The following is a 26489-nucleotide window of genomic DNA, read 5'->3' as shown; positions in this document are numbered from 1 at the left end:
GTTTAATCCTGGGTTTCACGCCGGTCAAACTGGACATAATAGGCGCGTTTTTGGGTGTACATGGCCTGATCGGCGCGTTTTAGCATCTCTTCAATACTTTCCTGTGGTAGTGTGGTCGCAGACCCAATCGACAGATTCAGCATCTGATTACCATGAAACTGACTGTCAATTAACAGCAGTTCCTGCAAGCCTGCCAAACAGTTGTGCAGGGCAATCTCATCGGCACCCGGCAGCAAAATCACAAATTCATCACCACCAATGCGGCAGGCACTGTACTGGGTATTCTGGACAAGCTGATTCAGCAGTTCACCGGTGCGTCTGAGCAGATCATCAACGCTATCATGGCCAAAGGCATCATTCACAACTTTTAAGCCATTCATATCAATATAGATACTGGACACAGGCCGCAGACTGCTGCGCTCTAAACGATTCACTTCTTCAGTATAATGCGAGCGATTCAAAAGCTTGGTCAGCACATCATGCTTGCCCAGATATTCCAGATAATTTTCGGCTTTTTTTACGCGCGGTAATATCGGTCAAGGCCACCTGAACCGTGCTCCAGTCCTCTTCATAGCCGGGAAATACGGTAAATTGCAGCAATACATGGCGGATGCTGCCATCCAGCGCATAATTGATGGCTTCACGCTGATGGTGAATATTGCCGTTCCAGAGCTCGATCAGCTGTTCCCTGAACGTATGCTGCATTTCACCGGCAAAAATTTTATGAATATTTTGCAGCAGGGTGTTTTTGTCCGGGGCGCCAAATAAATCCAGCGTGGCCTGATTGACATCAATAATCAGTACATCGCGGATACATTGCTGGATAAAATCCGGATGCACATCTAAAAAGGTATTGAAATCATCTATGCCCAAATGGCGCAGCTGATCGAGCCGGCTTTTAATCCGGCTAAAATCTTCCACCCACAAGGAGGTGGGAGAATAGACAAAGCGCGATTCAGCCAGTAAACGCTGCTGATCTGCCTGCCGGCGCGCTGCGGTATAAGGGGTAATGTTTTCGGTACTGACCAGCACCAAAGACAGGTCATGCTCATGTGAAGGGACTACGGTGACGCGTAACTGGATATCCAGCCGTTTACCGTTCAGGCTGTAATTGACCGCCTGACTGGAAAATTCGGTTTGACCTTCCCACAAGCTGATCAGCTCATCAATATGGGTACTGGCCATATCACCTTTAAAAATCTGCTCCAGGTTGCTAATTAAATGCTGCAGATCTTGGGCTTCATACAGTTCCAGGGTTTTCTGGTTTACGCTCACAATTTTAATTTTACGGGCACATTCAATGACACGGCTTGGATCTTCCAGTAAATAGCCACGTAAATCCTGAATGCCTTATGCGCGCCACAGCTCAAACTGTTTTTTAATTTCACTAAAGTCTTCCAGCCACAGGGCAATCGGCGCAAGGGTAAAAACAGGCGTGTCCAGTATTGTCATAGTCTGAAGCTCGATTATTCTAGTGAATGAAAAATAGAATTATAATCAAGTTTTTTATTATGTGATAAGAATTGTTTTTATTTTTATAAATGTGATTTGCATCACTGAATTAAAAAGCAGCCGGCTCAGTGGCCGGCTGCTCTGGTATTAAAAAGAGGGATTATTTTTTGGCCCGATGCGCCGGACGCGGTGGGGTAATTTCACGTTGACCATGCCAGACTTCGGCAAAATCCTGTTCATTAATACTATACAGTTCCAGTAAGGCTAGAATCACCCCGCCAAACAGCATGGAACCTTCAGAGTTGCTTTGCCATTCGAAGACCTTGTCTTTCAGGCCATATAAAATATCTTCAATTTCAAAAATCCGGTCACGGCCATTGCTGTCGGTCGGGTACATCTGGGTATTCAGCAAAATTTTAGCCAGACTTTTTTCATTGTCATTTAAAGCCAGTACTTCAATCAGCTCATCCGGATTGCTGGCAAAAATCACCGGATCACGAAAAATGGTATGCAGAAAATGCTGGTTCAGTTTCGGTAAAGATTTCTCGACAAAAGGCCGGAAGGAGGCCGGGAAAATCACATTGTGGGAAATGCCTTTAAACATCGGGGCGATTTCCTCGACTTTATAACCGGCAATACCACAGCCAATTGAAGTCAGAAAATACTTCATTTTCGGATGATTTTTGGTATAGGTTTTAAAGTCATCTATATAGTGCTGAATTTGCGACAGCGGCATTTGCTGCAAATGCTCGTTCATGGTTGGAATGGCAAAGCTTTGTCCGGCCCAGCCACGCCCTACGCCGCGCACGGCGCCAAAGTGTTGCAGGGCAGTGCGCGCTGCACCGCCGGCATGATCACCCGCCAGATTACTGCCAAAGACAAAAATCGTATCTTCAGGCAAGCTTTTAATAATACTTTCATCATGATATCGGTAAGTCATTGTCATTAAATCTATGTGATCCCTTGTGTTCATGTTGCCCGTGAAGCGGGGCAGAATCAAGTGAAAAAGCACAAGACGAGGGTGTTTTTCTGTTTCACATGAAGATTTTGCTTTGATCTGGGTATGTCTGGTGAGAGTGTGCCAAACAGCAGCGGGTGAAGGTCTTTATTTCAGTTGCACTGCGGACTAAAAACAGAACCTTGCCGATGCTGCCGGTGACAAGAAAGTGTACAAAAATTACAATCTGAAGCCAGATAATAGGCTGAATCTGTTAGACTATTTTTTTCGATCTGTATGAGTACGCTATCCGTGAGTGATCATCAACCTTTTGAATTGGTTACCCATTATCAACCTGCTGGAGATCAGCCGCAGGCCATTGAAAAGCTGGTGCGGGGAATTCAAAAGGGCATGCATGATCAGTTGCTGCTGGGGGTAACCGGTTCCGGCAAGACCTATACCATGGCCAACGTGATTGCCCAGTTACAGCGGCCAACTATTGTGATGGCGCATAACAAGACTCTGGCGGCCCAGCTCTACGGCGAATTTAAAGCCTTTTTCCCGCATAACTCGGTTGAATATTTTGTCAGTTATTATGACTACTATCAGCCGGAAGCCTATGTGCCATCTTCCGATACCTTTATTGAAAAAGATGCTGCCATTAATGATCACATTGACCAGATGCGACTGTCGGCGACGCGGGCATTACTGGAACGTCGTGACTCGATTATTGTGGCATCGGTATCGGCTATTTACGGTCTGGGTGATCCGAATGCCTATATGAGCATGTTGCTGCATGTGGTGCAGGGCGACCGGATTCAACGTGAAGACATCATCCGCCGGCTGGTAGAAATGCAATATAGCCGCAATGAACTAGAGTTTTTGCGCGGGACCTACCGGATTCGCGGTGAAATTATTGATATTTTCCCGGCAGAATCAGAGCAGAATGCCATCCGGATTGAACTATTTGATGATGAAGTCGATTCGATCCGCTGGTTTGATCCGCTGACCGGCAAAATGATCCGCAAAGTGCCACGCGTCACCATCTACCCGAAAAGCCACTATGTCACGCCTAAAGACCATCTGCAGCGCGCCATTGAAACCATTCGTGAAGAACTGAAAGAGCGTTTAGGCTTTTTCCGTGCACATGACAAGCTGCTGGAAGCACAGCGTATTGAGCAGCGTACCCGTTATGATCTGGAAATGATGCAGCAGCTCGGCTATACCAATGGCATTGAAAACTATTCCCGTCATTTATCCGGTCGTCCGGCCGGTGAAGCGCCACCGACCCTGTTTGACTATGTGCCGGATGATGCCTTGCTGATTATTGATGAGTCGCATGTTACCGTGCCGCAAATTGGTGCCATGTATAAAGGGGACCGTTCGCGTAAGGAAAACCTGGTCAATTATGGTTTCCGTTTACCAAGCGCGCTGGATAACCGGCCAATGAAATTTGAAGAATGGGAACGGATTATTCCAAGCACCATTTATGTCAGTGCCACACCGGCGCAGTATGAACTGGAAAAAGCCGAGCAGATTGTCGAGCAGGTGGTGCGTCCAACCGGTTTGATTGATCCGGAAATTGAAATCCGCCCAGTGCTGACCCAGGTCGATGATGTCCTGTCGGAAATTAACCTGCGTAAAGATAAAAACGAACGGGTTCTGGTCACGACCTTAACCAAGCGCATGGCCGAAGATTTAAGTTCCTATTTAAAAGAATACGGCATTAAAGTGGCCTATCTGCATTCCGATATTGATACGGTCGAGCGGGTCAAGATTATTCATGAGCTGCGTACCGGAATTTATGATGTGCTTGTGGGGATTAACCTGCTGCGTGAAGGTCTGGATATGCCAGAAGTCTCGCTGGTGGCGATTCTGGATGCCGACAAGGAAGGCTTCCTGCGTTCCGAACGTTCGCTGATTCAGACCATTGGCCGGGCCGCGCGGAACATTGCCGGTAAGGCAATTTTATATGCTGACCGGATAACCGATTCCATGCAAAAAGCCATTGATGAAACTGAACGTCGCCGTGCCAAGCAAATTGAATTTAACCAGCTACATGGTATTACTCCGCGCAGTGCTGTGCGTCAGGTCATTAAAGAAATTGATACCGGCGAGGTGCTGGAAGAAGACGTAATTGATGAGCAGATGGCAGCCCAAACCTTGGCCTTAACCGCGGATGAGCGGCATATCGTGTCGGACCCGAAACTGTTTGCCAAGCATGTGGCCAAGCTGGAAAAAGAGATGCTCAAAGCCTCAAAAGAATTGCAGTTTGAGCAGGCCGCACGTCTGCGTGATGAAATTATTCGTTTGAAGGCACAAATGCTGCAGTAAAGAAAAGTGTGGGAACTGTTAAAAAACTCCTTACATAACACAACAGTAAATACCTGAATTTACCGTTAATTTAGCCAAGTATGCTGAGAACTCCAGAACAATATTGAAGCTATAAGGTGACCTGATGAAAACGAATAATCTCCCTAAAGCGAGTTATAAATTGGCAAAAATTGCCGTAGGCGGGGCAGTGCTGGTCGGTTTAGGGCTGGCCACCATGGCTTATGCCCAGAAAGAACCGTTGCCGACTGTTGAAAAAGTAGAATTGGACCGCTACCTAGGGGTCTGGTATGAGGTGGCACGTAAACCGATGTCCTTTCAGAATAAATGTGATCGGGATGTCACGGCGACCTATACCTTAAATGAAAATGGCAACATCAAGGTCGATAACCGCTGCATCACCAAAAATGGTGAACAAACCGTTTCTATTGGTGAAGCCTTTGTACAAAATGCGCCGTTTAATACCAAACTGAAAGTCAGTTTCCTGCCAGAATTTATCCGCTGGATGCCAATTGGTCGCGGTGATTACTGGGTGCTAAAACTGGATGAAGATTATCAGACCGTGCTGGTCGGTGAGCCACATCGCAAATATATGTGGGTGTTGTCGCGTACCCCGCAGGCCAATCCCGAAGTGATCAATGAATATCTCGAATATGCCAAATCTTTAGGCTATAACTTGGATGATATTATTCACACCAAACAGACAGCCCGTTAAAGCAATCTCCTACTAAAAATACACCATGCTCCGGCATGGTTTTTTATTTTTCGGTCAATAATTCATGCACGAACAGAGTTTTCCGGAGATGAACTGAGTATAATCAGCGCTCGGCAAAGATCAGGAGTGAAAGATGTATAAAGGCGTTGCTTTGTCTGTATTGGCATCCGTCACTTTTGGTGTGCTGTATTTCTATACCCAGTTTCTGCAACCTTTAGACAGTGAAGAAACTTTTGCCTGGCGCATGCTGTCCACCTTGCCTTTTATCACCCTGTTTATGTGGTGGAGTGGTGATTTAAAGCATGTGGCCGAGATTTTCAGGCGGGTGCTACAACAGCCGCTTTTATTGCTGTGGCTGCTGATCAGTTCGTTCTTATGTACCACGCAACTGTGGCTGTTTTTATGGGGGCCAATTAACGGCCGTGGTCTGGAAGTGTCGCTCGGTTATTTCCTGTTGCCACTGGTGATGGTGCTGGTTGGCTGTGTGCTGTATAAGGAAAAACTGTCCAGCTGGCAAATGCTGGCGGTGGCGCTAGCCGTACTGGGCGTCGGACATGAAATCTGGCGCATTGGCAGTGTGGCCTGGGAAACTGTGTATGTGGCGCTGGCTTATCCTTTGTATTTCTTTTTACGCCGTCAGTTTAAAACCGATAACCTGGGCGGTTTCTGGTGGGATCTGTTCCTGATTTTACCAGTCGCGTTTTATCTGGGCTTTGTTTATAGCGACAGCATGGCATTGCTGTTGAATTACTCGCATCTGATCTGGGCTGTGCTGGGACTGGGCTTTTTAAGTGCCTTAGGTTTGGGCAGTTATATTCTGGCCAGCCGTTATTTGCCTTTTGTGATTTTTGGTTTGCTTAGCTATCTGGAACCGGTGTTGCTGGCTTTCGCCTCAATGATGCTGGGCGAGCGTGTTGAAGCCGATGAATGGCTGACCTATATTCCAATCTGGCTGGCGGTATTGCTGCTGGTGATTGAAGGTGTACTGCATGTACTGAAACAGAAACGGCAGGAACGGGCCTTGCAAAAAAATATCGAGAACTATCAGGACCGGCTGGAATAGCAAAAAATATTGTTATCAGTCGGTAAAATTTGTCTGATAAAGCAACAAACAGATAACTTGCTATTTTTTATATGAAAAATAGCGGTTTTTAAAGATTTAGGTGCGAAATCATAAAAATAATTACAACTATTTTGCAAATTTATACTGAATATATAGAAAAATAGAGCGGTCTTAGACAGCTTTTGATTCAATCTTGCCGCCAATTCCATTACAATTGTCGGGTTTTGAATTTTATGCCTAGATATACAATTAATTAGAGGACGTATCTGTGAGCAAAGAGACTATCATCGCCCTACACGCAGAGCACCAAGGTCGCTGGAAAAACCGTGAAGAAATCGCGGAAAAAATGATCGCTTTGATCGGTAAGCTGTACCGTGAGAAAAATATTGTTGTTTCAGTATTTGGACGTTCTTTAGTTAACCGTTCAGTGATTCAGATTTTAAAAGCACACCGTTTCACGCGTATGATGGACGTTGAGCTTTCAGTTGTACACACTTTCCCGATTCTTGAAGCATTAGCAAAAGTTGAAAACATTGGTACTGCTGAAATCGACCTGGGTAAACTTGCGGTTGCCTTTAAAGAGCAAGGCGGCGATGCAGATGCATTTGTAGCAGCTGCAGTCAAAGCGGTTGAAGGTCGTCCAACTTCTGTAGAAGGCCGTGATGTTGTACTTTACGGTTTCGGTCGTATTGGTCGTATCCTGGCACGTTTAATGATTGGTCAGTCTGGTCTGGGCCGTGGCTTGAACTTAAAAGCCATCGTAGTGCGTAAATCTGCAGATGGTGATCTGGAAAAACGCGCGTCTTTATTACGTCGTGACTCGATCCATGGTCCATTCTCTGGCACCATTTCTGTTGATGAAGAAAACGAAGCAATCATTGCGAATGGTCAGTTCATTAAAGTGATCTATGCTTCTAACCCGTCTGAAGTAGATTACACTGCATACGGTATTAACAATGCACTGGTAATCGACAACACCGGTAAATGGCGTGATGCTGACGGTCTGGCTCAGCACCTGCAATGCCCAGGCGCAGCACGTGTCATTCTGACTGCACCTGGTAAAGGTGACATGAAGAACGTTGTTTATGGTGTAAACCAGGGCGACATTCTGGATGAAGATGCCATCATCTCTGCAGCAAGCTGTACTACAAACGCAATCACGCCAACCTTGAAAGTGTTAGACGACAAATACAAGGTGCTTAACGGTCACGTTGAAACAGTTCACTCGTTCACTAACGACCAGAACCTGATCGACAACTACCACAAAGCTGACCGTCGTGGCCGTGCTGCGACATTGAACATGGTAATTACTGAAACTGGCGCAGCGAAAGCAGTGGCGAAAGCACTTCCAGCGCTGAAAGGCAAGTTAACCGGTAACTCTGTACGTGTTCCAACACCAAACGTATCACTGGCAATTCTGAACCTGACGCTGGAGAAAGAAGTTGAGCGTGACGAAGTGAACGAATACATCCGTCAAATCTCAATCAGCTCGAACCTGCAAGGTCAGATCGGTTATACCAACTCGACTGAAGTGGTATCTTCTGACTTCATCGGTTCACGTACTGCAGGTGTATTCGACGCGCAAGCAACCATCACTTCAGGTAACCGTTTAACGGCTTATGTATGGTACGACAACGAAGTTGGCTATAGCTGCCAGGTACTGCGTATCGCAGAACAGATGGGTGGCGTAAGCTATCCAAAAGTTCCTGCTGAAACAAATGCTTAATTTGTAGTGCAGATCAGAAAGAGCCTCATTTGAGGCTCTTTTTTTATCTTCCATTAAAATAATAAGCAAAGATGCTATACAAAAATTGCAAACCGTATCACGGTTTTTGGGCACAATTTCTGTCGAGAAAAACAAAAATGACAGATAGGATAAACCGTTGCCAAACAGATTGATGCTCCGCGGCATAATCTTGATGGTGCTGGCAGCCATGGTAGGTGTAGCAATTGCCTTATGGATTTTTCGGCATTTTCAGATTTATATTCCGCTCGAAAACCAGCAGGTCAATATTGATTTGCAGGAACCACTCCAAGCTGAAGTTAAAATTCATGATGCACTGGATGTCGATGTCAGTGGCCGGGTCAATGCGGTTATTCCCATTCAGGAAAATCTGGATATTCCGCTGACCCAAACCTTAAATCCACGGGTGTATTTTGATACGCATGTCCCAATTCGTACCACCATTCCGGTGCGGGAAACTTTAAAGATTAACCAGCCCTTGGCGGTTGATACCCAGGTCAAAGTCAGGTTGATGGGCAAAGACATCAGTTTGCCGCTCAAAGGCACCATTCCCATTGCGCTGGATGTGCCCATTCATATGGATGTGCCACTCGCGCAAAAAGTCCATTTGAAATTTAATGCGCCGGTAAAAACCGTATTAAAAGAAAATCTGAATATTCCATTAAAGACCACACTGAATACCCAGATTCCGGTACAAGGTCATTTAAATGTGCCAATTCAAACTGCGCTGAAGGCCTCGGTGGATGTAAAAAATACCTTACCAATTAAAATTGAGCAGGGTGAGCTGAATATTCCTTTAAATAGTATTCGTCTGGCAACATCCGAAACGGCGCAGCCAGCGACCACTGTGCAAATGGTCGAGTAGAGGAGTGTGCAGATGTTTTCTTCACTTCGCCATCAGCTTGTAGTGGGCTTGATTGTGGCTACGCTGGTCGCACTTCTGTTCTGGCTGTATTTAAATATTCAGGCCTCGATGTATGTCAATGCCCAAAAATCACGGCTGTTGTTACCGGAAGATTTACCCACTCATATTGAGGTCGGCAATTATTTACAGGCGCATACCCAAGGCCATTTAGATACTGAAATTCAGCTGGATCAGCAGGTGCAATTGCCGTTAGAAGGCAAATATCCGGCCAATCTGCAATTTGTGGTCACCACACCGATTGATGTAAAAGTGGACTATAAAACCCATATTCAAATTGATCAGCTGATGCCATTACAGACCAGCACCGATTTAATCTATCAGAATCCGTTATTGCCCAAACTGCCGTTACAGCTGGATATTCCAATTAAAATGAGTGTGCCGTTTCATTTGCAGCGCACCTATCGGCTGCCAGTGAAGATTTTATTTAATGGCCCGGTCGGTCTGGAATTTCATGAGCTGTTAAAGGTCCGTTTGCTGCATCAATTTGCGCCGCAATTAAATCTGAATGATCCAATGACCTTGCAGAAAGTTTCCGGTTTTAATGCCACGATGCGTAATGTTGAGCGACGCACACATGCCAATCTGGATATGAAAATGGATCTGAAACTGAGCCAGATCCATCCATAAACTGAAGCTGACTTTAGATCAGTTTCTGCAAAATACTTGTGATACTTGCGGTTGGACGTCCCAGTAATGTTTGCAAATCCTGGCTTTGGCTATACATGACGCCATCTTGGGTTTGAGCATCGACATCCGCCAAGAAACTGGCAAAACCCTTGTCTAAGCCCACCTGTAGCAACAGTTGCTCAAAGGCTTCAGGGCTTAAGTTATTGTACTGCACTGGTTGTTGACTCACCTCGGAGATGGCTTGAGCAAGATCAGCCTTAGTAAAGCTTTGGCTTGATGCCAACTCATAGGTTTTATTCAGATGGGTATCCGTGAGTAATACACGTGCACTTGCTTCAGCATATTCGTCACGAGACGCGGCACTAATTTGACCATCCCCACTTGCACCATATATTGCGCCATGTTGGATCTCTTGGGTTAACGCACCCAAATAGTTCTCGATATACCAGTTGTTACGAAGCAGGGTATAGCTCAATCCACTTTCTTGAATCAATTTTTCAGTTTCACGATGTTCCTGCGCCAAGCCTAAACTGGAGTGATCTGCATTTAACAAACTGGTATAGGCAATATGAACCTGACTCGCCTGGGCGGCTTCAATTACAGCCTGGTGTTGTGCCGTACGACGACCAATTTCGTTGGCTGAAATTAAAAGTAACTTATCTACGCCCAATAACGCAATACTTAAACTGTCAGCTTTGTCGTAGTCGAAGTGGCGGATTTCGATGCCTTTCGGTAATTGTGCCTGGGCTTTTTCAATATTACGGACTAATGCAATAAGGTGATGTTCTGAACTTAAATTGAAAAGATGGTGGATCACCAATTGACCCAACTGACCGGTTGCACCTGTAATCGCAATATTCATATCTCACTCCTACATTGTTTGAAAAATAATCTTGATGGTTAAATACTAATCTGATAACTTACTAAATGTAAGTACGTACCAAAAAGTAAGTCTATTACTCACAGGAAAGATTTTTATGTCAGCTTATGAAACCAGTAAATTACTTGGTCAGGTTTTATCCACAGATTGTCCATCGCGTGAAATTTTGGAACACTTAACCAATAAATGGTCGGTATTGGTTCTGCGCTGTTTAAGTGATGGTGTACATCGTTTTAGCGAGTTAAAGCAGCGTATTGAAGGGGTGAGCGAGAAAATGTTAGCGCAGACTTTAAAAATGCTGGAACAAGATGGTTTTATATTAAGAACGGTTTATCCCGTTGTGCCACCAAAAGTAGAATATCAGCTGACGATTTTGGGTTCGCAAGCGTCTGAAAAGTTAAATTACTTGATTGGATGGGTAGAGCATAGTTTGCCTGAGATTTTAGAGAATAAAGCGCGCGTTTCAAAATAGACATTAAGTTGCGGGTGGGGAAGCAATAATGAAACCCTCTGAACATCTGGCCGCGTCACTTTTAGTGGTCTATGCCATTATTTTGACTTTTATTTCATAGCCGAATTCCATAACTTAAGCACAAACATGTTGGGCTCATTTTCAATTTCTGGAAGACACGACTGGAGATCAAAGCTTAAAGGAGAGGATTAAGCAATTTAATCATAAAAGCTTAGGATTATATTCAAGCTATTCGCGGAGGTTAACGTCGAAAAATATCGAGTTTATTGATTATCGAGTATCTAGGCTTGGAAAAGACATAGATCATATTTTTATCGAGCTACGGCAGGAGTTAATGCGCTATGCAATTGATCAAAAATAATAAAAAGAAATAATATTTTTATAAGCCATTTTAAACTTCTCATTTTGCATCAAATTCCCTCATCCTAGCCTTCTCCCAAAGGGAGAAGGAACTTGCAGGATTTATCTTATGAATGAGTCATGAGCAGTGATGAATCAAAATATTTTAAGCCTGTTTCATCTTTTTAAAATCAAAACGGTCAATCACTAAAATACCAAGCGCAAAGACTAGTCCAAGTGCCACACAGCCAATCCATTCAAAATGTTCCCAGGCATACACCGCACCGAGTGAACCAATGGCTGCCCCTGAAAAGTAAATGGTCATATATACCGCATTAATTCTTGAACGCGCTTTAATATCAATCCGATAGACCAGGTTCTGGTTTAATACGTGAAATGCGGTCAGGCCAAAATAGCTCATCAGTACCCCAATCGCGTAGACCACAATATTCTGCTGGGCAAAAAACAGCGGAATACAGGACAACAGCATCAGGGAAATACATAGCGTTGCAACCAGATTTTCCTTGCCTTGTCCCACGGTTTTCCCCGACCAGCTGGCCGAATAAATCCCGATCACGCCAAGTAAGCCAAACAGGCCAATTTCAAAATCACTAAAATGATAAGGCGCGCTGCCCAAGACAAAGGTCATTGAGGTAAAGACCATCGACAAAATACCGAAGCCCAAGGCACCGGCACAGGCGCGGCGAATTAAATGCGGATGATGCTGCGCCAGTTTAAATAAGGAACGGTAAATTCCCATCACCGTTAAACCGGATTGTGGCTCGGTATTCGGCAGTTTGTGCCACATCAGCAGGGCAAAGCCCAAGGTCAGTATTCCGCTAGATAAATACACACCTTCCCATGACCAGTAAGTCGATACAAAACCGGCAAAGGTGCGCGACAGAATAATCCCCATTACCAGACCACTCATCAGTTTACCGACAATGGCAGCACTCGATTCCGGCGGACTAATGGTCGAGGCAAACGGAATTAACACCTGCGCGGAAATCGCACCAAAAGTGGCACATAAGGTAAAGAAATATAGTCCAGACAGGCTGCTGCTCAAAGACAGCAGGATTTGTGAAATTGCTGCGAAGACCATCAGACTAACAATTAGCTTGCGTTTATTGAGTAAATCACCCAGTGGCACCAATAGCATAAGTCCTAAACCATAACCAATTTGCGCGACTACTACAGCAAAGCCGGCTTGACTGGTGCTAATGCCCAGACTTTTTTCAATTGAATAAATGAGTGGCTGGTTAAAATAGGCAGAACCGGCACAGAGGCCACAGGCCAGCGCCATCAGTAATACAAATTGAGGGGACAGCACTGGCGTGGCGGTTGGGGAGGACATAACAATTTCTCAAGTCAGCGAGTAGCACACTATAGGTGTTGTGGACTGAAAATAGAAATAAGAAAAAACAATCATTTGATTGCTGAATATCATGCTTGGAAAAAAATAAGCGCTGTCCGGTTTTAGCTAGATTGCGCTTTTTAGATGGCGACACACAAATTGTAAAAAGAATTGTGAGCACAATAGATTTGCTGCATAAATTATTCGAGAAATCCTTTAAAATATGGCAGAATAGGCGGTTTTAAAGTTTTTAGAGGATTGGCAAGATGCGCTTTGTTGATGAAGCAGTCATTACCGTAGAGGCTGGCGACGGTGGCAATGGCGTAGCCAGTTTTCGCCGTGAAAAATTCGTACCATTTGGTGGTCCAGATGGTGGTGATGGTGGTCGTGGCGGCAGTATTTATATTCAGGCCGATGACGACACCAGTACACTCGTAGATTATCGTTATACCCGTAAATTCCGTGCTGAGCGCGGTAAAAATGGTGCAGGCGCAAACTGTGCTGGCCGTGGTGGTGAATCTGTGGTGCTGAAAGTACCGGTAGGCACCACGATTGTAGATACAGATTCTGGTGACATTATTGCTGACCTGGTCGAAGACGGTCAGAAAGTACTGGTTGCCCAGGGCGGTGATGGTGGCTTGGGGAATACTCACTTCAAATCATCGACTAACCGTACCCCGCGTAAATTTACCACAGGTGTGAAAGGTGAATTCCGCGAAATCCGTTTAGAGCTGAAAGTGCTGGCAGATGTTGGCTTACTGGGTATGCCAAACGCCGGTAAATCAACCTTTATTCGTGCAGTATCGGCAGCAAAACCAAAAGTTGCAGACTATCCGTTTACCACCATGGTGCCAAACCTGGGTGTGGTCGATGCCGATCGTCATCGTTCTTTTGTGATGGCCGATATTCCAGGTCTGATTGAAGGTGCGGCAGAAGGGGCTGGTTTAGGGATTCGCTTCCTGAAACACCTGGCGCGTACCCGTATTCTGCTTCACATTGTCGATGTACAGCCAATTGATGGTTCAGATCCGGCACACAATGCCCGTGCCATTTTGAACGAGCTGGAAAAATTCTCGCCAACGCTGGCCAAACTGCCCGTAGTCTTGGTGCTGAACAAGCTCGACCAATTACAGGAAGATTCACGCGAAGAATGGTGTAAACATATTCTGGAAGAACTGCAATGGGATGGTCCGGTATTCCAGACCTCGGGCCTAATGTCTGAAGGTACCAAAGAAGTGGTGTACTACCTGATGGATCAGATTGAACAGCAACGCGAACGCGAAGTTGAAGATCCAGACTATGCAGCAGAAATGAAAGCCTTCCGTGACCAGCTTGAAGCTGAAACACGCGAGCAAACCATCGCCGCTAAAGAAGCTTATCGTGAAATGCGTCGTCAGCAACGTCTGGCGGGTCAGGGCGATGACTTCGATGATGACGATGAAGATGATGGCGAAATGGAAGTATATTACGTACGTTAAGCTCTTGATGAAGAGTAACTGAGGACAAGATGATAGAAGTGGTAGATGGGCAACGTCAGCTCCAGGGTTGTAAACGAATCGTTGTTAAAATCGGATCATCTTTACTCACAGCAAACGGGAAAGGCTTAGATCTGGATGCAATTTCGCATTGGGCGAATCAGATTGCAGATCTGCATAATGCAGGACACGAGATTATTCTGGTGTCCTCCGGTGCTGTGGCTGAAGGCATGGTTCGAATGAAACTAGAGAATCGACCCACTGATCTACCCAGTCTTCAGGCTTGTGCGGCCATTGGTCAAATGGGGCTGGTACAAACCTGGTCCAGCGTGCTGGAAAAACACGACATTAAAACTGCGCAAGTGTTATTAACTCATGATGACCTGGCAGATCGTCGCCGTTATCTCAATTCATGTGATGCCTTGCAGCACCTGATTGACTGGCGCGTGATTCCGGTGATTAATGAAAATGACACGGTTTCCACTGACGAAATCCGTTTTGGTGATAACGATACCCTGGCAGCTATGGTGGCCGGACAGGTACATGCGGATCTGTTGATTATCCTGACCGATCAGCAAGGCATGTTTGATTCTGATCCGCGCTCTAATCCGGATGCCAAACTGTTCCATACCGTACGTGCTTTAGATGAAAGCCTGTTCGATATGGCCGGTGGTGGTGGCAAGTTTGGCCGTGGCGGTATGCTGACCAAAGTCCGTGCAGCGCGTTTAGCAGCCAAATCGGGTTGTCCAACCTTAATTGCCAGCGGTGAAAGTGATAATGTACTGGCCCGTCTGATGGATGGCGAAATGCTCGGTACGCTGTTTATTACCGACAATGATCGTATCACCGCACATCAGCAATGGCTAGCGGCGCATCTGCAAACCGCAGGCCGTCTGGTATTGGATGAAGGTGCGGTAAAAGCCATCAAGGAAAATCATCGTAGCCTGTTACCGGTGGGTGTACGCGCCGTGGAAGGGCATTTCGAGCGTGGTGATGTGGTGGAATGTGTCGATCGTCAAGGCCATCGGGTGGCTGTCGGGCGGGTGAACTTTAGCTCGCGTTCAGCAGACATTATTAAAGGTCTGGCCTCGGACAAAGTGCATCAGGTATTGGGTGAAGCGCGTTCGCTGGAGATGATTCATCGCAATCATATGGCGATTTACTAAGCCATACAGATTCAACTTAAGAAATACAAAAATCCCGCTTCCGAGCGGGATTTTTTATTTTGGAAATAGAGGTAACGAGCAATTTACTTAAACTGAATCGTCCCGTTGGCATTCACCGTCATCTTCGATTCACCGGCAGCCATATCCGGTGCAGGTGCTGCTTCAGCCACTGCAAACTTGGCGGTATTGGCGCGCATTGCAATCGGGCGCGGGGTATAGTTATTGGTATTCATGTTCAGATTGACCAGTTGATAGCCTGATTTATTCCAGGCCTGGGTCAATAACTGTGCGCGTTGCTGGAAGTTTTTCGAAGCTTCAACTAGTAGCTCATTTTCGACTTTCTTACGCTGGCTATCTGACACACTAAAATGTACTGATTGAGTTTGCAGGCGCTGCTGCAGCTCGCCAATGAGCTGGCTGGCGGCTTTAAAGTCGGTACTTTCCAGATGAATTTCGGCACGACCGCGCCATTCTTTCAGTTTCTGACTGTCATTGTCATAAACCGGATAAGTCGACTGTGAACCACTTTCTACTTTAACCGTCGAATATTTTCGCGCTGTGGCCATCGCCTGATTCATAATTTGGGTGATCTGATTGGCTAGTTCAGAAGGCTGTTTATGACTGCGCTCGATATACAGCACCGCATTCATCTGGTCATTGGATACCTGACGGCTGGCTTCTGCCTGAACATTGATCAGGTTATAGTTCAGTTTTTCGGTGGTCTGCGCCAAGGCACTACCTGAAACTGTGGCGGCCAATAAGCAACTGGAGAGAGTAATAAAACGCATGATTTTGTCCTGTTTTATAGGTATTTATCTATCAAAACATATTAGCCAAGCAATATGGCTAATTTTTGCAGAGTTTGTGGTGGGATTGTAAAAAAAATAATAAAATCTGCTGACTGCAAATGGCTTAATTATTTATTTAAAAACAGTATGTTATATTTAATATTGGGTTTAATTCTGCAGGCAACTTACATAGGGTTAAAAAAAATATCAAGAATGCGGTTTTCTTTCTGCTGTCACATTGTAAGATGATAATTCAATCTAATGGTTAGACCGATAGAACTTTTCGATAAAATTAGCTCGATAAAATGCCAAAAGCGGTTTATTTTCCTGAAAAATTAGGTATCATCGCGCTCCTAGTTATTGAATATTATCTAGATCATCTAACTAGATTTTTATAAAGCACCGAGTCAAAGGACCACAAGTCACCCGACTTATTTCTTCAACCCATATCAGAGATGGTAATTCGATATGAGCGTTACTTCTGTAAACCCTGCCACCAATTCCACAAACGAATACTACTTGACTCGCCAAAGTCAGATGGAATCGAATGTGCGTAGTTATCCTCGTAAATTACCGTTAGCGATAGCGAAGGCACAAGGTTGCTGGGTTACCGATGTTGAGGGTACGACGTACCTGGATTGTTTAGCTGGGGCAGGTACATTGGCTTTGGGCCATAATCATCCTGCGGTGATTCAAAGTATTCAAGACACCATCGCGAGTGGTCTTCCTTTACATACTTTAGATTTAACTACACCTTTAAAAGATGCATTTACTGAAGCGCTTCTTGCTTACCTGCCAGGTGGCAAAGAAGAGTATTGCTTGCAGTTCTGTGGTCCATCTGGTGCAGATGCAACAGAAGCAGCAATCAAGCTTGCAAAAACATTTACCGGCCGTAGCTCTGTAATCAGCTTCTCAGGTGGCTACCACGGTATGACTCACGGTTCGCTGGCAATGACAGGTAACCTGTCTGCCAAGAATGCCGTAAACGGTTTAATGCCAGGCGTACAATTTATGCCGTATCCACATGAATACCGTTGCCCGTTGGGTCTTGGCGGTGAAGCAGGTGTGGATGCACTGACTTACTATTTCGAAAACTTCATTGAAGATGTGGAAAGCGGTGTTACTAAACCGGCTGCTGTAATTCTTGAAGCAATTCAGGGTGAAGGCGGTGTGGTTACTGCGCCTACCAAATGGCTGAAAAAAATCCGTGAAGTGACTGAAAAACACAACATCGTGTTGATTCTTGACGAAGTTCAAGCAGGCTTTGCGCGTTCAGGCAAAATGTTTGCTTATGAACATGCTGGTATTGAGCCAGACGTAGTGGTTATGTCGAAAGCGGTTGGTGGTAGCTTGCCACTGGCGGTGTTAGGGATTAAACGTAAGTTTGATGCTTGGCAACCAGCAGGCCATACCGGTACTTTCCGTGGTAACCAGCTGGCAATGGGTACTGGTCTGGCGACAATCAACACCATTAAAGAACAAAACCTGGCGCAAAATGCGCAAGAGCGTGGCGACTTCCTGCAAGCTGAACTGAAAAAACTGGCAGTTGAATTCCCATGTATCGGTAACGTACGTGGCCGCGGTTTAATGATTGGTGTTGAAATTGTAGATGAGCGTCAGGAAAAAGACCGTTTAGGTGCTTATCCTGCAGATTCACAACTGGCTGCTGCAATTCAGGCTGCATGTTTTGACAACAAACTGTTGTTAGAAAAAGGTGGTCGTGGCGGTACGGTAATCCGTTTACTTTGCCCGCTGATCATTAATCAGGAAGAGTGTGTAGAAGTGATTGCCCGCTTCAAGAAAGCTGTGGCTGAAGCACTGAAAGCAGTACGAGGCGCATAATACATGGTAGATTTTGCAGAACATCGTAAAGCCTTACTCTGCAATGATGCTCAATCTATTGCTGACTATGAGTCAGCAATGGACCAAGCGACAAAAGCTGTCGCAGCATGGTTGCAAAACGATAAAATGTACACCGGTGGTAGCATTAAAGAGCTACGCAGTGCCATTTCATTCAATCCATCGAAAGAAGGTCTGGGTGTACAGAAATCTTTAGAGCGCATGGTCGAGCTGTTCCTGAACAAGAGCTTGAAAGTTCACCATCCGCATTCACTGGCGCATTTGCACTGTCCAACCATGGTGGCCAGCCAGATCGCAGAAGTGTTAATTAACGCCACTAACCAGTCCATGGACTCATGGGATCAAAGCCCGGCCGGTTCATTAATGGAAGTGCAGTTAATCGACTGGTTACGCCAAAAAGTCGGTTACGGTTCAGGTCAGGCCGGTGTATTCACTTCAGGTGGTACGCAGTCTAACCTGATGGGTGTACTGCTGGCGCGTGATGCCTGCATCGCGAAAAACTGGAAAGATGAAAACGGCAAGCCGTGGTCAGTGCAGCGTGATGGTGTACCGGCGGATGCAATGCGTAATGTCAAAGTTATCTGTTCTGAAAACGCACACTTCTCTGTGCAAAAGAACATGGCGATGATGGGCATGGGCTTCCAGTCTGTGGTGACCGTTCCTGTGAATGACAATGCACAGATGGATGTGGTTGCACTTGAGAAAACCATGGCACACCTTCAGTCTGAAGGCAAAATTGTGGCATGTGTGGTGGCAACTGCAGGTACAACCGATGCGGGCGCGATTGATCCATTAAAAGAAATTCGTGAAATCACCAACAAATATGGCGCGTGGATGCACATTGACGCGGCGTGGGGTGGTGCACTGATTTTGTCGAATGACTATCGTTCTATGCTCGATGGCATCGAATTGTCGGATTCTGTGACGCTTGATTTCCACAAGCATTATTTCCAGACCATTTCATGTGGTGCGTTCTTGTTAAAAGACGAAGCCAACTACCGTTTCATGCATTATGAAGCTGAGTATCTGAACTCTGCTTATGATGAAGAACATAGCGTACCAAACCTGGTATCGAAGTCACTGCAAACCACGCGTCGTTTTGATGCCTTGAAATTGTGGATGACAGTTGAAGCCTTGGGCGAAGAGCTTTATGGTTCAATGATCGATCATGGTGTGGATTTAACCCGTGATGTTGCTGCTTATATTAAAGCAACAGATGGTCTTGAGCTGCTGGTAGAGCCGCAATTTGCATCGGTATTGTTCCGTGTGGTGCCTGAAGGCTATCCGGCTGAATTTGTCGATGCCTTGAACCAGAACGTCGCAGATGAACTGTTTGCGCGTGGTGAAGCGAATATTGGTGTAACCAAAGTGGGTCAGGTTCAGTCATTGAAAATGACCACGTTAAGCCCGGTTGCAACATTAGACAACGTGAAAAACCTGCTGGCACTTGTGCTGGCAGAAGCAGAGCGTATTAAAGCTTCAATTGCAGATGGTACTTACACACCACCAATCGCTTAATCGCATGCTGCAAAGAAAGAGAGGCCTACAAGGCCTCTTTTTTTATCTCGGGTCATTGAATTGAAAAAAATGAAGATGAATGTCATGTATCTGTTAACAAGCCAAACGGGCCAAAAGAAGGGGATAGAAGTGAATAAAGTGGCTGAGTACAGTGAAGTGATCAATTGGCTGAGAGCGTGTGTTTCAGGCAACAGATGAATATATTAAGTTTAAGAAAAACAATCAATTTCGCTTTTTATAGAATATCGGGTGATTGTCATCAACCAGAGAGAATTATGACAATTGTAAGAAAGTGAACCGGTGCTGGATTGGCATTTTGTCATATTTTTACAGCGCTTTCATATTTTTTTAGACATCTTTCGAAATTTTAATAAGGTAGTTAAATGTTATTAAAATCATTATCTTAAGTTAATATTTTGGTATAAAGCAGGCTTCTAGAAATTATAAAAACAAGCTGCAAAATAAAACATCATTAAAGTGTCATAAAGGTGTAACTTTATTGTCATATTTTAAACTCACAATGCACATAACGAAATAAGTACAAAACTTAATAAAAAGTGGCGTACTCCGAATTTGCATAAATTGAGAGAGAACAGAATGCGCTTTACCAATATCGCACTTGCATTAGCACTATCTGGGGCAGCTGTAGCAACAACTGCGAACGCAGCTCGTGACACCATCCAAATCGCTGGTTCTTCTACAGTATTGCCATACGCAAGTATTGTAGCAGAAGAGTTCGGTAACACATTCCCACAATTCAAAGCGCCTGTTGTTGGTTCTGGCGGTTCTTCAGGTGGTTTGAAACAATTCTGTAACGGTGTGGGCGATAACACAATTGATATCGCAAACTCATCTCGTCAAATTAAAGATTCAGAAATCGCTGCATGTAAAAAAGCAGGCGTGAACCAGATCTTAGAAGTTAAAATTGGTTATGACGGTATCGTATTCGCGTCAAACTCAAACAAAGCTGCTTATAAATTAAAACCTTACCATGTATTTGCTGCTTTGGCTGCTGAGCTTCCATCGAAAGGTAAAATGGTTGCTAACCCATATACACGTTGGAACCAGATTGACAAATCACTTCCAAATGAACCAATTACTCTGGTAATTCCAGCATCTAACCACGGTACACGTGAAGTGTTCCAGGAGAAAATGGTTGATGCAGGTTGTGAAGCTTACGCAGCAATCAAAGCATTAGACAAAGATGCGAAGAAAAAAGCATGTACAACTTTCCGTAAAGATGGCCGTGTGATTGAAATCGCTGGTGACTACACTGAAACACTGGCACGTTTAAGAACTTCTCCAAGTGCAGTGGGTGTATTCGGTCTAGGTTTCTATGACCAAAACCGTGACAAGCTACGTGTTGCAACTGTAAACAACGTTGCGCCATCTGAGCAAACAATCCTGAACGGTTCTTACCCTGTTTCACGTCCATTGTTCTTCTACGTGAAAGGTGAGCACCTGAAATCAATCAAAGGCTTACAAAAGTACACAGAATTCTTCTTAAGCAAGAAAGTATCTGGTAAAGGTTCTAAGTTAGACAAAGCAGGTCTGATCTCTTTATCTGACAAAGAACGTGCGCAAATCCTGGCGAACTTCAAAGCAGGTAAAGCTGTTAAATAATTGTGGTTAAAACAGCTGATGGCAGGGTTTCCTGCCATCAGCTTTTTGCGAAGAGAAATGTTTTTTCAAATAATGAAAATTGAAAAAACGGTGGAGAATACATGAATCTGCTACTCATAGGTGTGTTACTGGCAATTATTGCCATAGCCTATCAAATCGGGTTAAGCAAAAGCCGTAACCTAGCAGGTAAGGGAAATAATTCTGCAATGTTGCACTCACGCCCTGGTTATTATGGTGCGTTGGTGGCGTTGTGGTGTGCGATCCCTGCTTTTTTAATTTTGATTGTTTGGAATCTGGTTGAGCCAACCATTTTGGAACAGGTAGTACTGAGTCATGTACCGGCAGATGTTGCTGCCAACCTGAATGCAGCCAGCACCAGCGTTCTGGTAGACCGTGTGCAAGCACTGGCTTCTGGCTTTGGTGTCACTGATACACCAGCCGCCTATGAACTGGCAGCTGCTGAACAATTAGCAAAATTTGAAACCATTGGTTCTTATATCAAACTGGCCGTTGTGATTTGTGCAGCGTTAATTGGTTTGCTATGGGCGAAAAAACGTGTCTCTCAACAGTACCGTGCCCGTAACCAGGTTGAAAAGATCATTAACATTTCTTTAGCCCTCTGTTCTGGTGTGGCCATTCTGACCACCGTTGGTATCGTGATGTCGATGTTCGGGGAAGCCATGCGCTTCTTTAGCTTCGTCAGCCCAATAGACTTCTTCTTTGGTACCCAGTGGAACCCAGGTTTTAGTACCACCGGTAGTGCCGATGGTGAATATGGCCTGTTACCGCTGTTATGGGGAACCTTGCTGGTCAGTGCGATTGCATTACTGGTTGCAGTACCTATTGGTCTGATGATTGCCATTTACCTGGCAGAGTATGCATCTCCGAAATTCCGTTCTTGGGCAAAACCAACCATTGAAGTGTTGGCCGGTATTCCGACCATTGTATATGGTGTATTTGCCTTAATGATTATTGGTCCATTCCTGAAAAGTGCCGGTGCACTGCTGGGTATTGATATCAATGCTACCAGTGCTTTAACTGCCGGTCTGGTAATGGGCATCATGATCATTCCATTTGTATCGTCTTTATCTGATGACATCATTACCCAGGTACCACGTGCTCTACGTGATGGTTCGTTGGGTCTGGGTGCGACTAAGTCGGAAACCATTCGTAAAGTGGTGATGCCGGCTGCCTTGCCAGGGATTATCGGTGCCTTCTTGCTGGCTGCATCTCGTGCAATTGGTGAAACCATGATTGTGGTCCTGGCCGCAGGTAACAGTCCGTTGTTACATGCCAACCCGCTAGAAGCGGTTGCAACCGTGACCATGACGATTGTTAACCAGTTAACCGGTGATACCGACTTCGCAAGTCCGCAGGCATTGGTGGCGTTCGCATTAGGTTTAACCCTGTTTGTTATTACCCTGTGTTTGAACATTGTGGCACTTTACATCGTGCGTAAATATCGTGAGCAATACGACTAATGAGTACTTCAAATACTACTTCAATGGATCAACAACCGCTTGATCCACGGGCGGCCGCTGAATTACGCGCACAACGTAAACAGAAAATTGAAAGCTCGTTAGCAAAACGCCATCGTAAAGAAAGCACTTTCCGCATGTTTGGTCTGGCCTCGGTACTGGCAGGTTTATTCTTTGTCGTGTTACTGTTCGGCAGTATTCTGGCCAAAGGTTTACCGGCATTCTGGCAAAGCAGTATGGCAGTGCCAGTCTACTTTGACCCAAGCATTATTAATGTGGGCGCCCAGCCAAAACAGCAGGCAGGTGAATCTCCGGCACAATTTAATGACCGTATGATTGCCTGGCAGACTGAAATGGGTATGGTCGATTGGGATGCGCTTATCGTTAATGGTATCGTCGCTAAAGATGCGGCGCTTGAAGCCAAGCGTGATGATTTAGGCTACATGTACACCAGTTCTGAAACCTATCGCTTACGTGATATGGTACTGGCAGATCCATCGCTGATTGGTCAAACCAAAGAAGTGAAAATTCTGGCCGATGCCAATGTAGATGTATGGCTTGCGGGCAATATTGACCGTGACCTACCGGCAGAACAGCAGCAGCTAAGCCCGGAAATCCGTCAGCTGGCAGATGATCTGAAAGCCCAAGGTATTATAGAAAATACTTTCAATACCAACATCTTTGTCAGCCCGGACTCGCGTAGTTCGCCTGCAACTTCTGGTTTGGCTGGTGCCTTCATGGGTTCATTGTTCATGATGCTGATCGTGATCTTTATCTCGATTCCAATTGGTGTGGCATCTGCAATTTACCTGGAAGAATTTGCACCAAAAAATGTCATTACTGATATTATTGAAGTGAACATTAACAACCTGGCCGCAGTTCCATCGATTGTATTTGGTCTGTTGGGCGCTGCCATCTTCATTGGCTGGATGCATTTACCGTTATCTGCGCCACTGGTGGGTGGTCTAGTTCTAAGTTTAATGACTTTACCGACCGTAATTATTACCACACGTGCTTCACTAAAAGCGGTGCCGCCATCTATTCGTCAGGCTGCATTGGGCTTGGGTGCATCACGTCTACAAACCGTATTCCATCATGTATTGCCACTGGCATTACCAGGGATTTTAACCGGTGCGATTATTGGTGTTGCACAAGCATTGGGTGAAACCGCACCACTTCTATTAATTGGTATGAGTGCCTTCGTTGCGAGCGTACCGGCATCTCCATTTGATCAATCTACCGCATTACCGGTACAAATTTTCCTATGGCAGGGCAATGAATTGCGTAACTTCTTTGAAGGACGTACCGCTGCCGCCATTATCGTACTTCTTGCACTCATGATCGGCCTGAACAGTCTGGCGATCTGGTTACGTAAGAAATTTGAAGTACGTTGGTAATTGAGGGCAAAATATGACTACTGTATTAAGCACAGACAAACCGAATTCCTTAGAACAGGATAAAGCAGTGAATCCAGAGCAAACACAATTTACGTCAACCGAAGGTGAAGAACACAAACAGCCTGCAACTTCGTTTGTGTCCCAGTTTGATACCCAGGCGGCGAGCAAAAAAGAAGCCAAATCGAACAATGTCAAACTCAGCACCTCCGATGTTCATGTGTACTATGGTGAATCTGAAGCAATTAAAGGCATTGACCTGAATATTTATGAAAATGAAGTCATTGCCTTCATTGGTCCATCAGGTTGTGGTAAATCGACTTTCCTTCGTACCTTAAACCGTATGAATGACACCATTGATTCATGCCGCGTTACCGGTAAAGTCATGCTGGATAATCAGGACATCTATGATCCGAACCTGGACGTGGTGTTGCTACGTGCTCAGGTGGGTATGGTGTTCCAGAAGCCAAACCCGTTCCCGAAATCAATTTTTGAAAACGTGGCTTACGGCCCGAAACTGCACGGTTTGGCGCGTGACAAATACGATCTTGAAGAAATTGTTGAAAACAGCCTGCGTAAAGCTGGTCTGTGGGATGAAGTTAAAGACCGTTTAAGCCAGCCAGGTACTGGTCTGTCAGGTGGTCAGCAGCAACGTTTATGTATCGCGCGTACCATTGCGGTTTCACCAGAAGTCATTCTGATGGATGAACCATGTTCCGCACTGGACCCGATTGCAACTGCAAAAGTTGAAGAACTGATTTCTGAGCTGTCTACCCAGTACACCATTGCGATTGTTACGCACTCGATGCAACAGGCAGCGCGTGTATCAGACCGTACCGCATACTTCCACCTGGGTGATCTGATTGAAGTGAACTCGACTGAAAAAGTCTTTACTCAACCAGACCATCAATTAACGGAAGCGTACATTACAGGTCGTTTTGGTTAATTGCCAACCGCTGTATATCAAAAAACCGCAAATCAATATTTGCGGTTTTTTTATGGCTCTGGTTGAGGGGTAGGGGGAGGGTCATAGCGGATCTGGTGGATTATCCATCTATCAACACGCTTAAAACAAAGCTCAAAATAGATTTCAGTTTGAAGGGCTGAATCCGGAGCAGATCATTCCATCTGCTATCCAGTTGGTGGTTTTAATGTTGAGCTTTCCCAGCTTTTAAAAATCCCGTCCTGTTCAACAGGGCTGTATTTTTTAGTTGTTGCAAAAATGACACTACGGTTAACACGGAAGTAGATTAAATTAAGCAAATAAATGCGCTAATATTGAATTCTCAATATCCGCCCTCATCTAAAGCTTAGCCAAAATAAAATTGAGAACAGATTTTTATATGTTATTTCATTCCCCAAAACTACCTGCCGAAATTCGTATCCGTCATTTAAATGCGCGTATTAACGAACAACGAAAAAAAATAGCGCAGACTACGGCCTCCAAACTGGAGCTGTTGCAATTTAGCCAGCAATTGTCCAAAGAGGCACGCCTGCGTAAAAAGAATAACCAGAAAATTTATGTACTCGATTTTAAAGGGGATATGGCCGCCTCTGCGGTAGAAAATCTGCGTGAAGAAATTACCTTAATTCTGGCCACAGCCAAAGCTGGACGTGACCGCGTGGTGGTACGTTTGGAAAGTCCGGGCGGGATGGTACATGGTTATGGTTTAGCCGCTGCACAACTGGTACGTCTGCGTGATGCTGGTTTTCATCTGACCATCTGTGTTGATAAGGTCGCAGCCAGCGGTGGCTATATGATGGCTTGTATCGCCAATGAAATTATCTCTGCACCGTTTGCCATTGTCGGTTCAATTGGCGTGGTGGCACAGGTGCCAAACTTTAACCGTCTGCTAAAACAGCATAATATAGATTTTGAACTGTATACGGCTGGTCAATACAAACGCACCGTGACCATGTTTGGTGAAAATACCGAAGAAGGCAAGGCCAAGTTTGAAGAAGAGTTGCAACAAACTCACAGCCTGTTCAAGCACTTTGTTGAAAAGTACCGTCCGCAGCTCAATGTAGAAAAAGTTGCTACAGGTGAACACTGGTATGGTCAGGATGCTTCCGATCTGAACCTGGTCGATAAACTGCAAACCTCAGATGAATACCTGTTAGGGTTATTGCCACAGCATGATGTTTATGTCATTGAAACCCGTCGCAAGCCAACCTTGGGTGAAAAACTCGGCCTACAAGCCGCACAGGTGGCAGATTCTCTGGTACCTGCGGTCATGAATAAAGTCATGGATACTTTAAGCAAAGCCAGTGCCAACCTGGTGCAAATGCGCGATCCTAAGCTCTAATCCAATTTTGCTCATGAAACATGAAAAAGCACTCAATCGAGT

20 protein-coding genes and 1 pseudogene are annotated in these 26489 nt (G+C 45.2%); 16 read left to right on the top strand and 5 right to left on the bottom strand.

Going from position 1 to position 26489, the window contains the following annotated elements; translation table 11 throughout:
• Positions 1 to 2: 2 nt before the first annotated feature.
• Positions 3 to 1452, bottom strand: a pseudogene (locus tag FTU69_RS10120) (diguanylate cyclase domain-containing protein).
• Positions 1453 to 1612: 160 nt separating this feature from the next.
• Positions 1613 to 2392 (bottom strand): hypothetical protein, encoded by a 780-nt coding sequence (locus FTU69_RS10115; RefSeq protein WP_045795109.1) that lies wholly within the window; start codon positions 2390 to 2392, stop codon positions 1613 to 1615.
• Between the two features lie 309 nt (positions 2393 to 2701).
• Here FTU69_RS10115 and uvrB point away from each other — a divergent pair, with 309 nt between their 5' ends.
• The 6 genes from uvrB to FTU69_RS10085 all read left to right on the top strand — a co-directional run bounded on the left by uvrB (position 2702) and on the right by FTU69_RS10085 (position 9794).
• Positions 2702 to 4723 (top strand): excinuclease ABC subunit UvrB, encoded by a 2022-nt coding sequence (gene uvrB / locus FTU69_RS10110; RefSeq protein WP_045795108.1) that lies wholly within the window; start codon positions 2702 to 2704, stop codon positions 4721 to 4723.
• Positions 4724 to 4847: 124 nt separating this feature from the next.
• Positions 4848 to 5435 (top strand): lipocalin family protein, encoded by a 588-nt coding sequence (locus tag FTU69_RS10105; protein WP_005176705.1) that lies wholly within the window; start codon positions 4848 to 4850, stop codon positions 5433 to 5435.
• Positions 5436 to 5568: 133 nt separating this feature from the next.
• The gene (rarD, locus tag FTU69_RS10100; protein WP_180103836.1) at positions 5569 to 6498 is read left to right on the top strand and encodes an EamA family transporter RarD; all 930 of its coding nucleotides are present in this window, start codon (positions 5569 to 5571) and stop codon (positions 6496 to 6498) included.
• A 268-nt stretch (positions 6499 to 6766) separates the two neighbouring features.
• Positions 6767 to 8224, top strand: coding sequence for a glyceraldehyde-3-phosphate dehydrogenase (locus FTU69_RS10095; RefSeq protein WP_180103835.1), 1458 nt, complete (start codon positions 6767 to 6769; stop codon positions 8222 to 8224).
• A gap of 172 nt (positions 8225 to 8396) precedes the next feature.
• The gene (locus FTU69_RS10090; protein WP_373685095.1) at positions 8397 to 9107 is read left to right on the top strand and encodes an MFS transporter; all 711 of its coding nucleotides are present in this window, start codon (positions 8397 to 8399) and stop codon (positions 9105 to 9107) included.
• A gap of 12 nt (positions 9108 to 9119) precedes the next feature.
• Positions 9120 to 9794 (top strand): hypothetical protein, encoded by a 675-nt coding sequence (locus FTU69_RS10085; RefSeq protein WP_180103833.1) that lies wholly within the window; start codon positions 9120 to 9122, stop codon positions 9792 to 9794.
• A 13-nt stretch (positions 9795 to 9807) separates the two neighbouring features.
• Here FTU69_RS10085 and FTU69_RS10080 read toward each other — a convergent pair whose 3' ends face one another.
• Positions 9808 to 10656, bottom strand: a complete 849-nt coding sequence (locus tag FTU69_RS10080; RefSeq protein ID WP_180103832.1) for an SDR family oxidoreductase — start codon at positions 10654 to 10656, stop codon at positions 9808 to 9810.
• A gap of 115 nt (positions 10657 to 10771) precedes the next feature.
• Here FTU69_RS10080 and FTU69_RS10075 point away from each other — a divergent pair, with 115 nt between their 5' ends.
• Positions 10772 to 11146, top strand: a complete 375-nt coding sequence (locus FTU69_RS10075; protein ID WP_180103831.1) for a helix-turn-helix domain-containing protein — start codon at positions 10772 to 10774, stop codon at positions 11144 to 11146.
• Between the two features lie 505 nt (positions 11147 to 11651).
• Here FTU69_RS10075 and FTU69_RS10070 read toward each other — a convergent pair.
• Positions 11652 to 12839, bottom strand: a complete 1188-nt coding sequence (locus tag FTU69_RS10070) for an MFS transporter (protein WP_160241468.1) — start codon at positions 12837 to 12839, stop codon at positions 11652 to 11654.
• 266 nt (positions 12840 to 13105) lie between these two features.
• Here FTU69_RS10070 and cgtA point away from each other — a divergent pair, with 266 nt between their 5' ends.
• Together cgtA and proB are read left to right on the top strand one after the other, a co-directional pair.
• Entirely contained in the window at positions 13106 to 14317 is a 1212-nt protein-coding gene (gene cgtA, locus FTU69_RS10065; protein WP_180103830.1) for an Obg family GTPase CgtA, read from the top strand.
• 29 nt (positions 14318 to 14346) lie between these two features.
• Positions 14347 to 15480 carry a glutamate 5-kinase gene (proB, locus tag FTU69_RS10060; RefSeq protein WP_005176735.1) on the top strand — a complete coding sequence of 378 codons (1134 nt, stop codon included), beginning with the start codon at positions 14347 to 14349 and terminating at the stop codon, positions 15478 to 15480.
• A gap of 83 nt (positions 15481 to 15563) precedes the next feature.
• Here the strand turns inward: proB and FTU69_RS10055 are convergent, their stop codons facing one another.
• Entirely contained in the window at positions 15564 to 16268 is a 705-nt protein-coding gene (locus FTU69_RS10055) for an SIMPL domain-containing protein (RefSeq protein ID WP_180046740.1), read from the bottom strand.
• Between the two features lie 468 nt (positions 16269 to 16736).
• On the opposite strand from FTU69_RS10055, the gene FTU69_RS10050 reads away from it, so the two are divergent.
• From FTU69_RS10050 to sohB, 7 genes are all read left to right on the top strand, one after another.
• Positions 16737 to 18110: a diaminobutyrate--2-oxoglutarate transaminase gene (locus tag FTU69_RS10050; protein ID WP_005176742.1), complete on the top strand. Its 1374-nt coding sequence runs from the start codon at positions 16737 to 16739 to the stop codon at positions 18108 to 18110.
• Between the two features lie 3 nt (positions 18111 to 18113).
• Positions 18114 to 19646 carry an aspartate aminotransferase family protein gene (locus tag FTU69_RS10045; protein WP_180103829.1) on the top strand — a complete coding sequence of 511 codons (1533 nt, stop codon included), beginning with the start codon at positions 18114 to 18116 and terminating at the stop codon, positions 19644 to 19646.
• Positions 19647 to 20243: 597 nt separating this feature from the next.
• Positions 20244 to 21269 (top strand): substrate-binding domain-containing protein, encoded by a 1026-nt coding sequence (locus FTU69_RS10040; RefSeq protein WP_180103828.1) that lies wholly within the window; start codon positions 20244 to 20246, stop codon positions 21267 to 21269.
• Positions 21270 to 21370: 101 nt separating this feature from the next.
• The gene (gene pstC, locus FTU69_RS10035) at positions 21371 to 22750 is read left to right on the top strand and encodes a phosphate ABC transporter permease subunit PstC (protein WP_180103827.1); all 1380 of its coding nucleotides are present in this window, start codon (positions 21371 to 21373) and stop codon (positions 22748 to 22750) included.
• A complete protein-coding gene (gene pstA, locus FTU69_RS10030; RefSeq protein WP_160241466.1) occupies positions 22750 to 24144 on the top strand; it encodes a phosphate ABC transporter permease PstA in 1395 nt (464 codons plus the stop codon). Before pstC ends, pstA begins: the two co-directional genes overlap by 1 nt.
• Positions 24145 to 24157: 13 nt before the next feature.
• A complete protein-coding gene (gene pstB / locus FTU69_RS10025) occupies positions 24158 to 25087 on the top strand; it encodes a phosphate ABC transporter ATP-binding protein PstB (protein WP_005176754.1) in 930 nt (309 codons plus the stop codon).
• A gap of 397 nt (positions 25088 to 25484) precedes the next feature.
• Positions 25485 to 26447, top strand: coding sequence for a protease SohB (gene sohB / locus FTU69_RS10020; RefSeq protein WP_075174762.1), 963 nt, complete (start codon positions 25485 to 25487; stop codon positions 26445 to 26447).
• Positions 26448 to 26489 lie beyond the last annotated feature (42 nt).

It is taken from the genome of Acinetobacter sp. YH12134 (assembly GCF_013418555.1).
GTDB lineage: Bacteria > Pseudomonadota > Gammaproteobacteria > Pseudomonadales > Moraxellaceae > Acinetobacter > Acinetobacter indicus.
Note: the sequence above shows the minus strand (reverse complement) of the source record. Positions and strands in the feature narration are given on the sequence as shown.

Coding starts and splice junctions, on each gene's coding strand:
- FTU69_RS10115 (WP_045795109.1), bottom strand. CDS start 2,392: ATGACTTACCGATATCATGATGAAAGTATTATTAAAAGCTTGCCTGAA.
- FTU69_RS10105 (WP_005176705.1), top strand. CDS start 4,848: ATGAAAACGAATAATCTCCCTAAAGCGAGTTATAAATTGGCAAAAATT.
- rarD (WP_180103836.1), top strand. CDS start 5,569: ATGTATAAAGGCGTTGCTTTGTCTGTATTGGCATCCGTCACTTTTGGT.
- FTU69_RS10090 (WP_373685095.1), top strand. CDS start 8,397: ATGCTCCGCGGCATAATCTTGATGGTGCTGGCAGCCATGGTAGGTGTA.
- FTU69_RS10085 (WP_180103833.1), top strand. CDS start 9,120: ATGTTTTCTTCACTTCGCCATCAGCTTGTAGTGGGCTTGATTGTGGCT.
- FTU69_RS10080 (WP_180103832.1), bottom strand. CDS start 10,656: ATGAATATTGCGATTACAGGTGCAACCGGTCAGTTGGGTCAATTGGTG.
- FTU69_RS10075 (WP_180103831.1), top strand. CDS start 10,772: ATGTCAGCTTATGAAACCAGTAAATTACTTGGTCAGGTTTTATCCACA.
- FTU69_RS10070 (WP_160241468.1), bottom strand. CDS start 12,839: ATGTCCTCCCCAACCGCCACGCCAGTGCTGTCCCCTCAATTTGTATTA.
- cgtA (WP_180103830.1), top strand. CDS start 13,106: ATGCGCTTTGTTGATGAAGCAGTCATTACCGTAGAGGCTGGCGACGGT.
- proB (WP_005176735.1), top strand. CDS start 14,347: ATGATAGAAGTGGTAGATGGGCAACGTCAGCTCCAGGGTTGTAAACGA.
- FTU69_RS10055 (WP_180046740.1), bottom strand. CDS start 16,268: ATGCGTTTTATTACTCTCTCCAGTTGCTTATTGGCCGCCACAGTTTCA.
- FTU69_RS10050 (WP_005176742.1), top strand. CDS start 16,737: ATGAGCGTTACTTCTGTAAACCCTGCCACCAATTCCACAAACGAATAC.
- FTU69_RS10045 (WP_180103829.1), top strand. CDS start 18,114: ATGGTAGATTTTGCAGAACATCGTAAAGCCTTACTCTGCAATGATGCT.
- FTU69_RS10040 (WP_180103828.1), top strand. CDS start 20,244: ATGCGCTTTACCAATATCGCACTTGCATTAGCACTATCTGGGGCAGCT.
- pstC (WP_180103827.1), top strand. CDS start 21,371: ATGAATCTGCTACTCATAGGTGTGTTACTGGCAATTATTGCCATAGCC.
- pstA (WP_160241466.1), top strand. CDS start 22,750: ATGAGTACTTCAAATACTACTTCAATGGATCAACAACCGCTTGATCCA.
- pstB (WP_005176754.1), top strand. CDS start 24,158: ATGACTACTGTATTAAGCACAGACAAACCGAATTCCTTAGAACAGGAT.
- sohB (WP_075174762.1), top strand. CDS start 25,485: ATGTTATTTCATTCCCCAAAACTACCTGCCGAAATTCGTATCCGTCAT.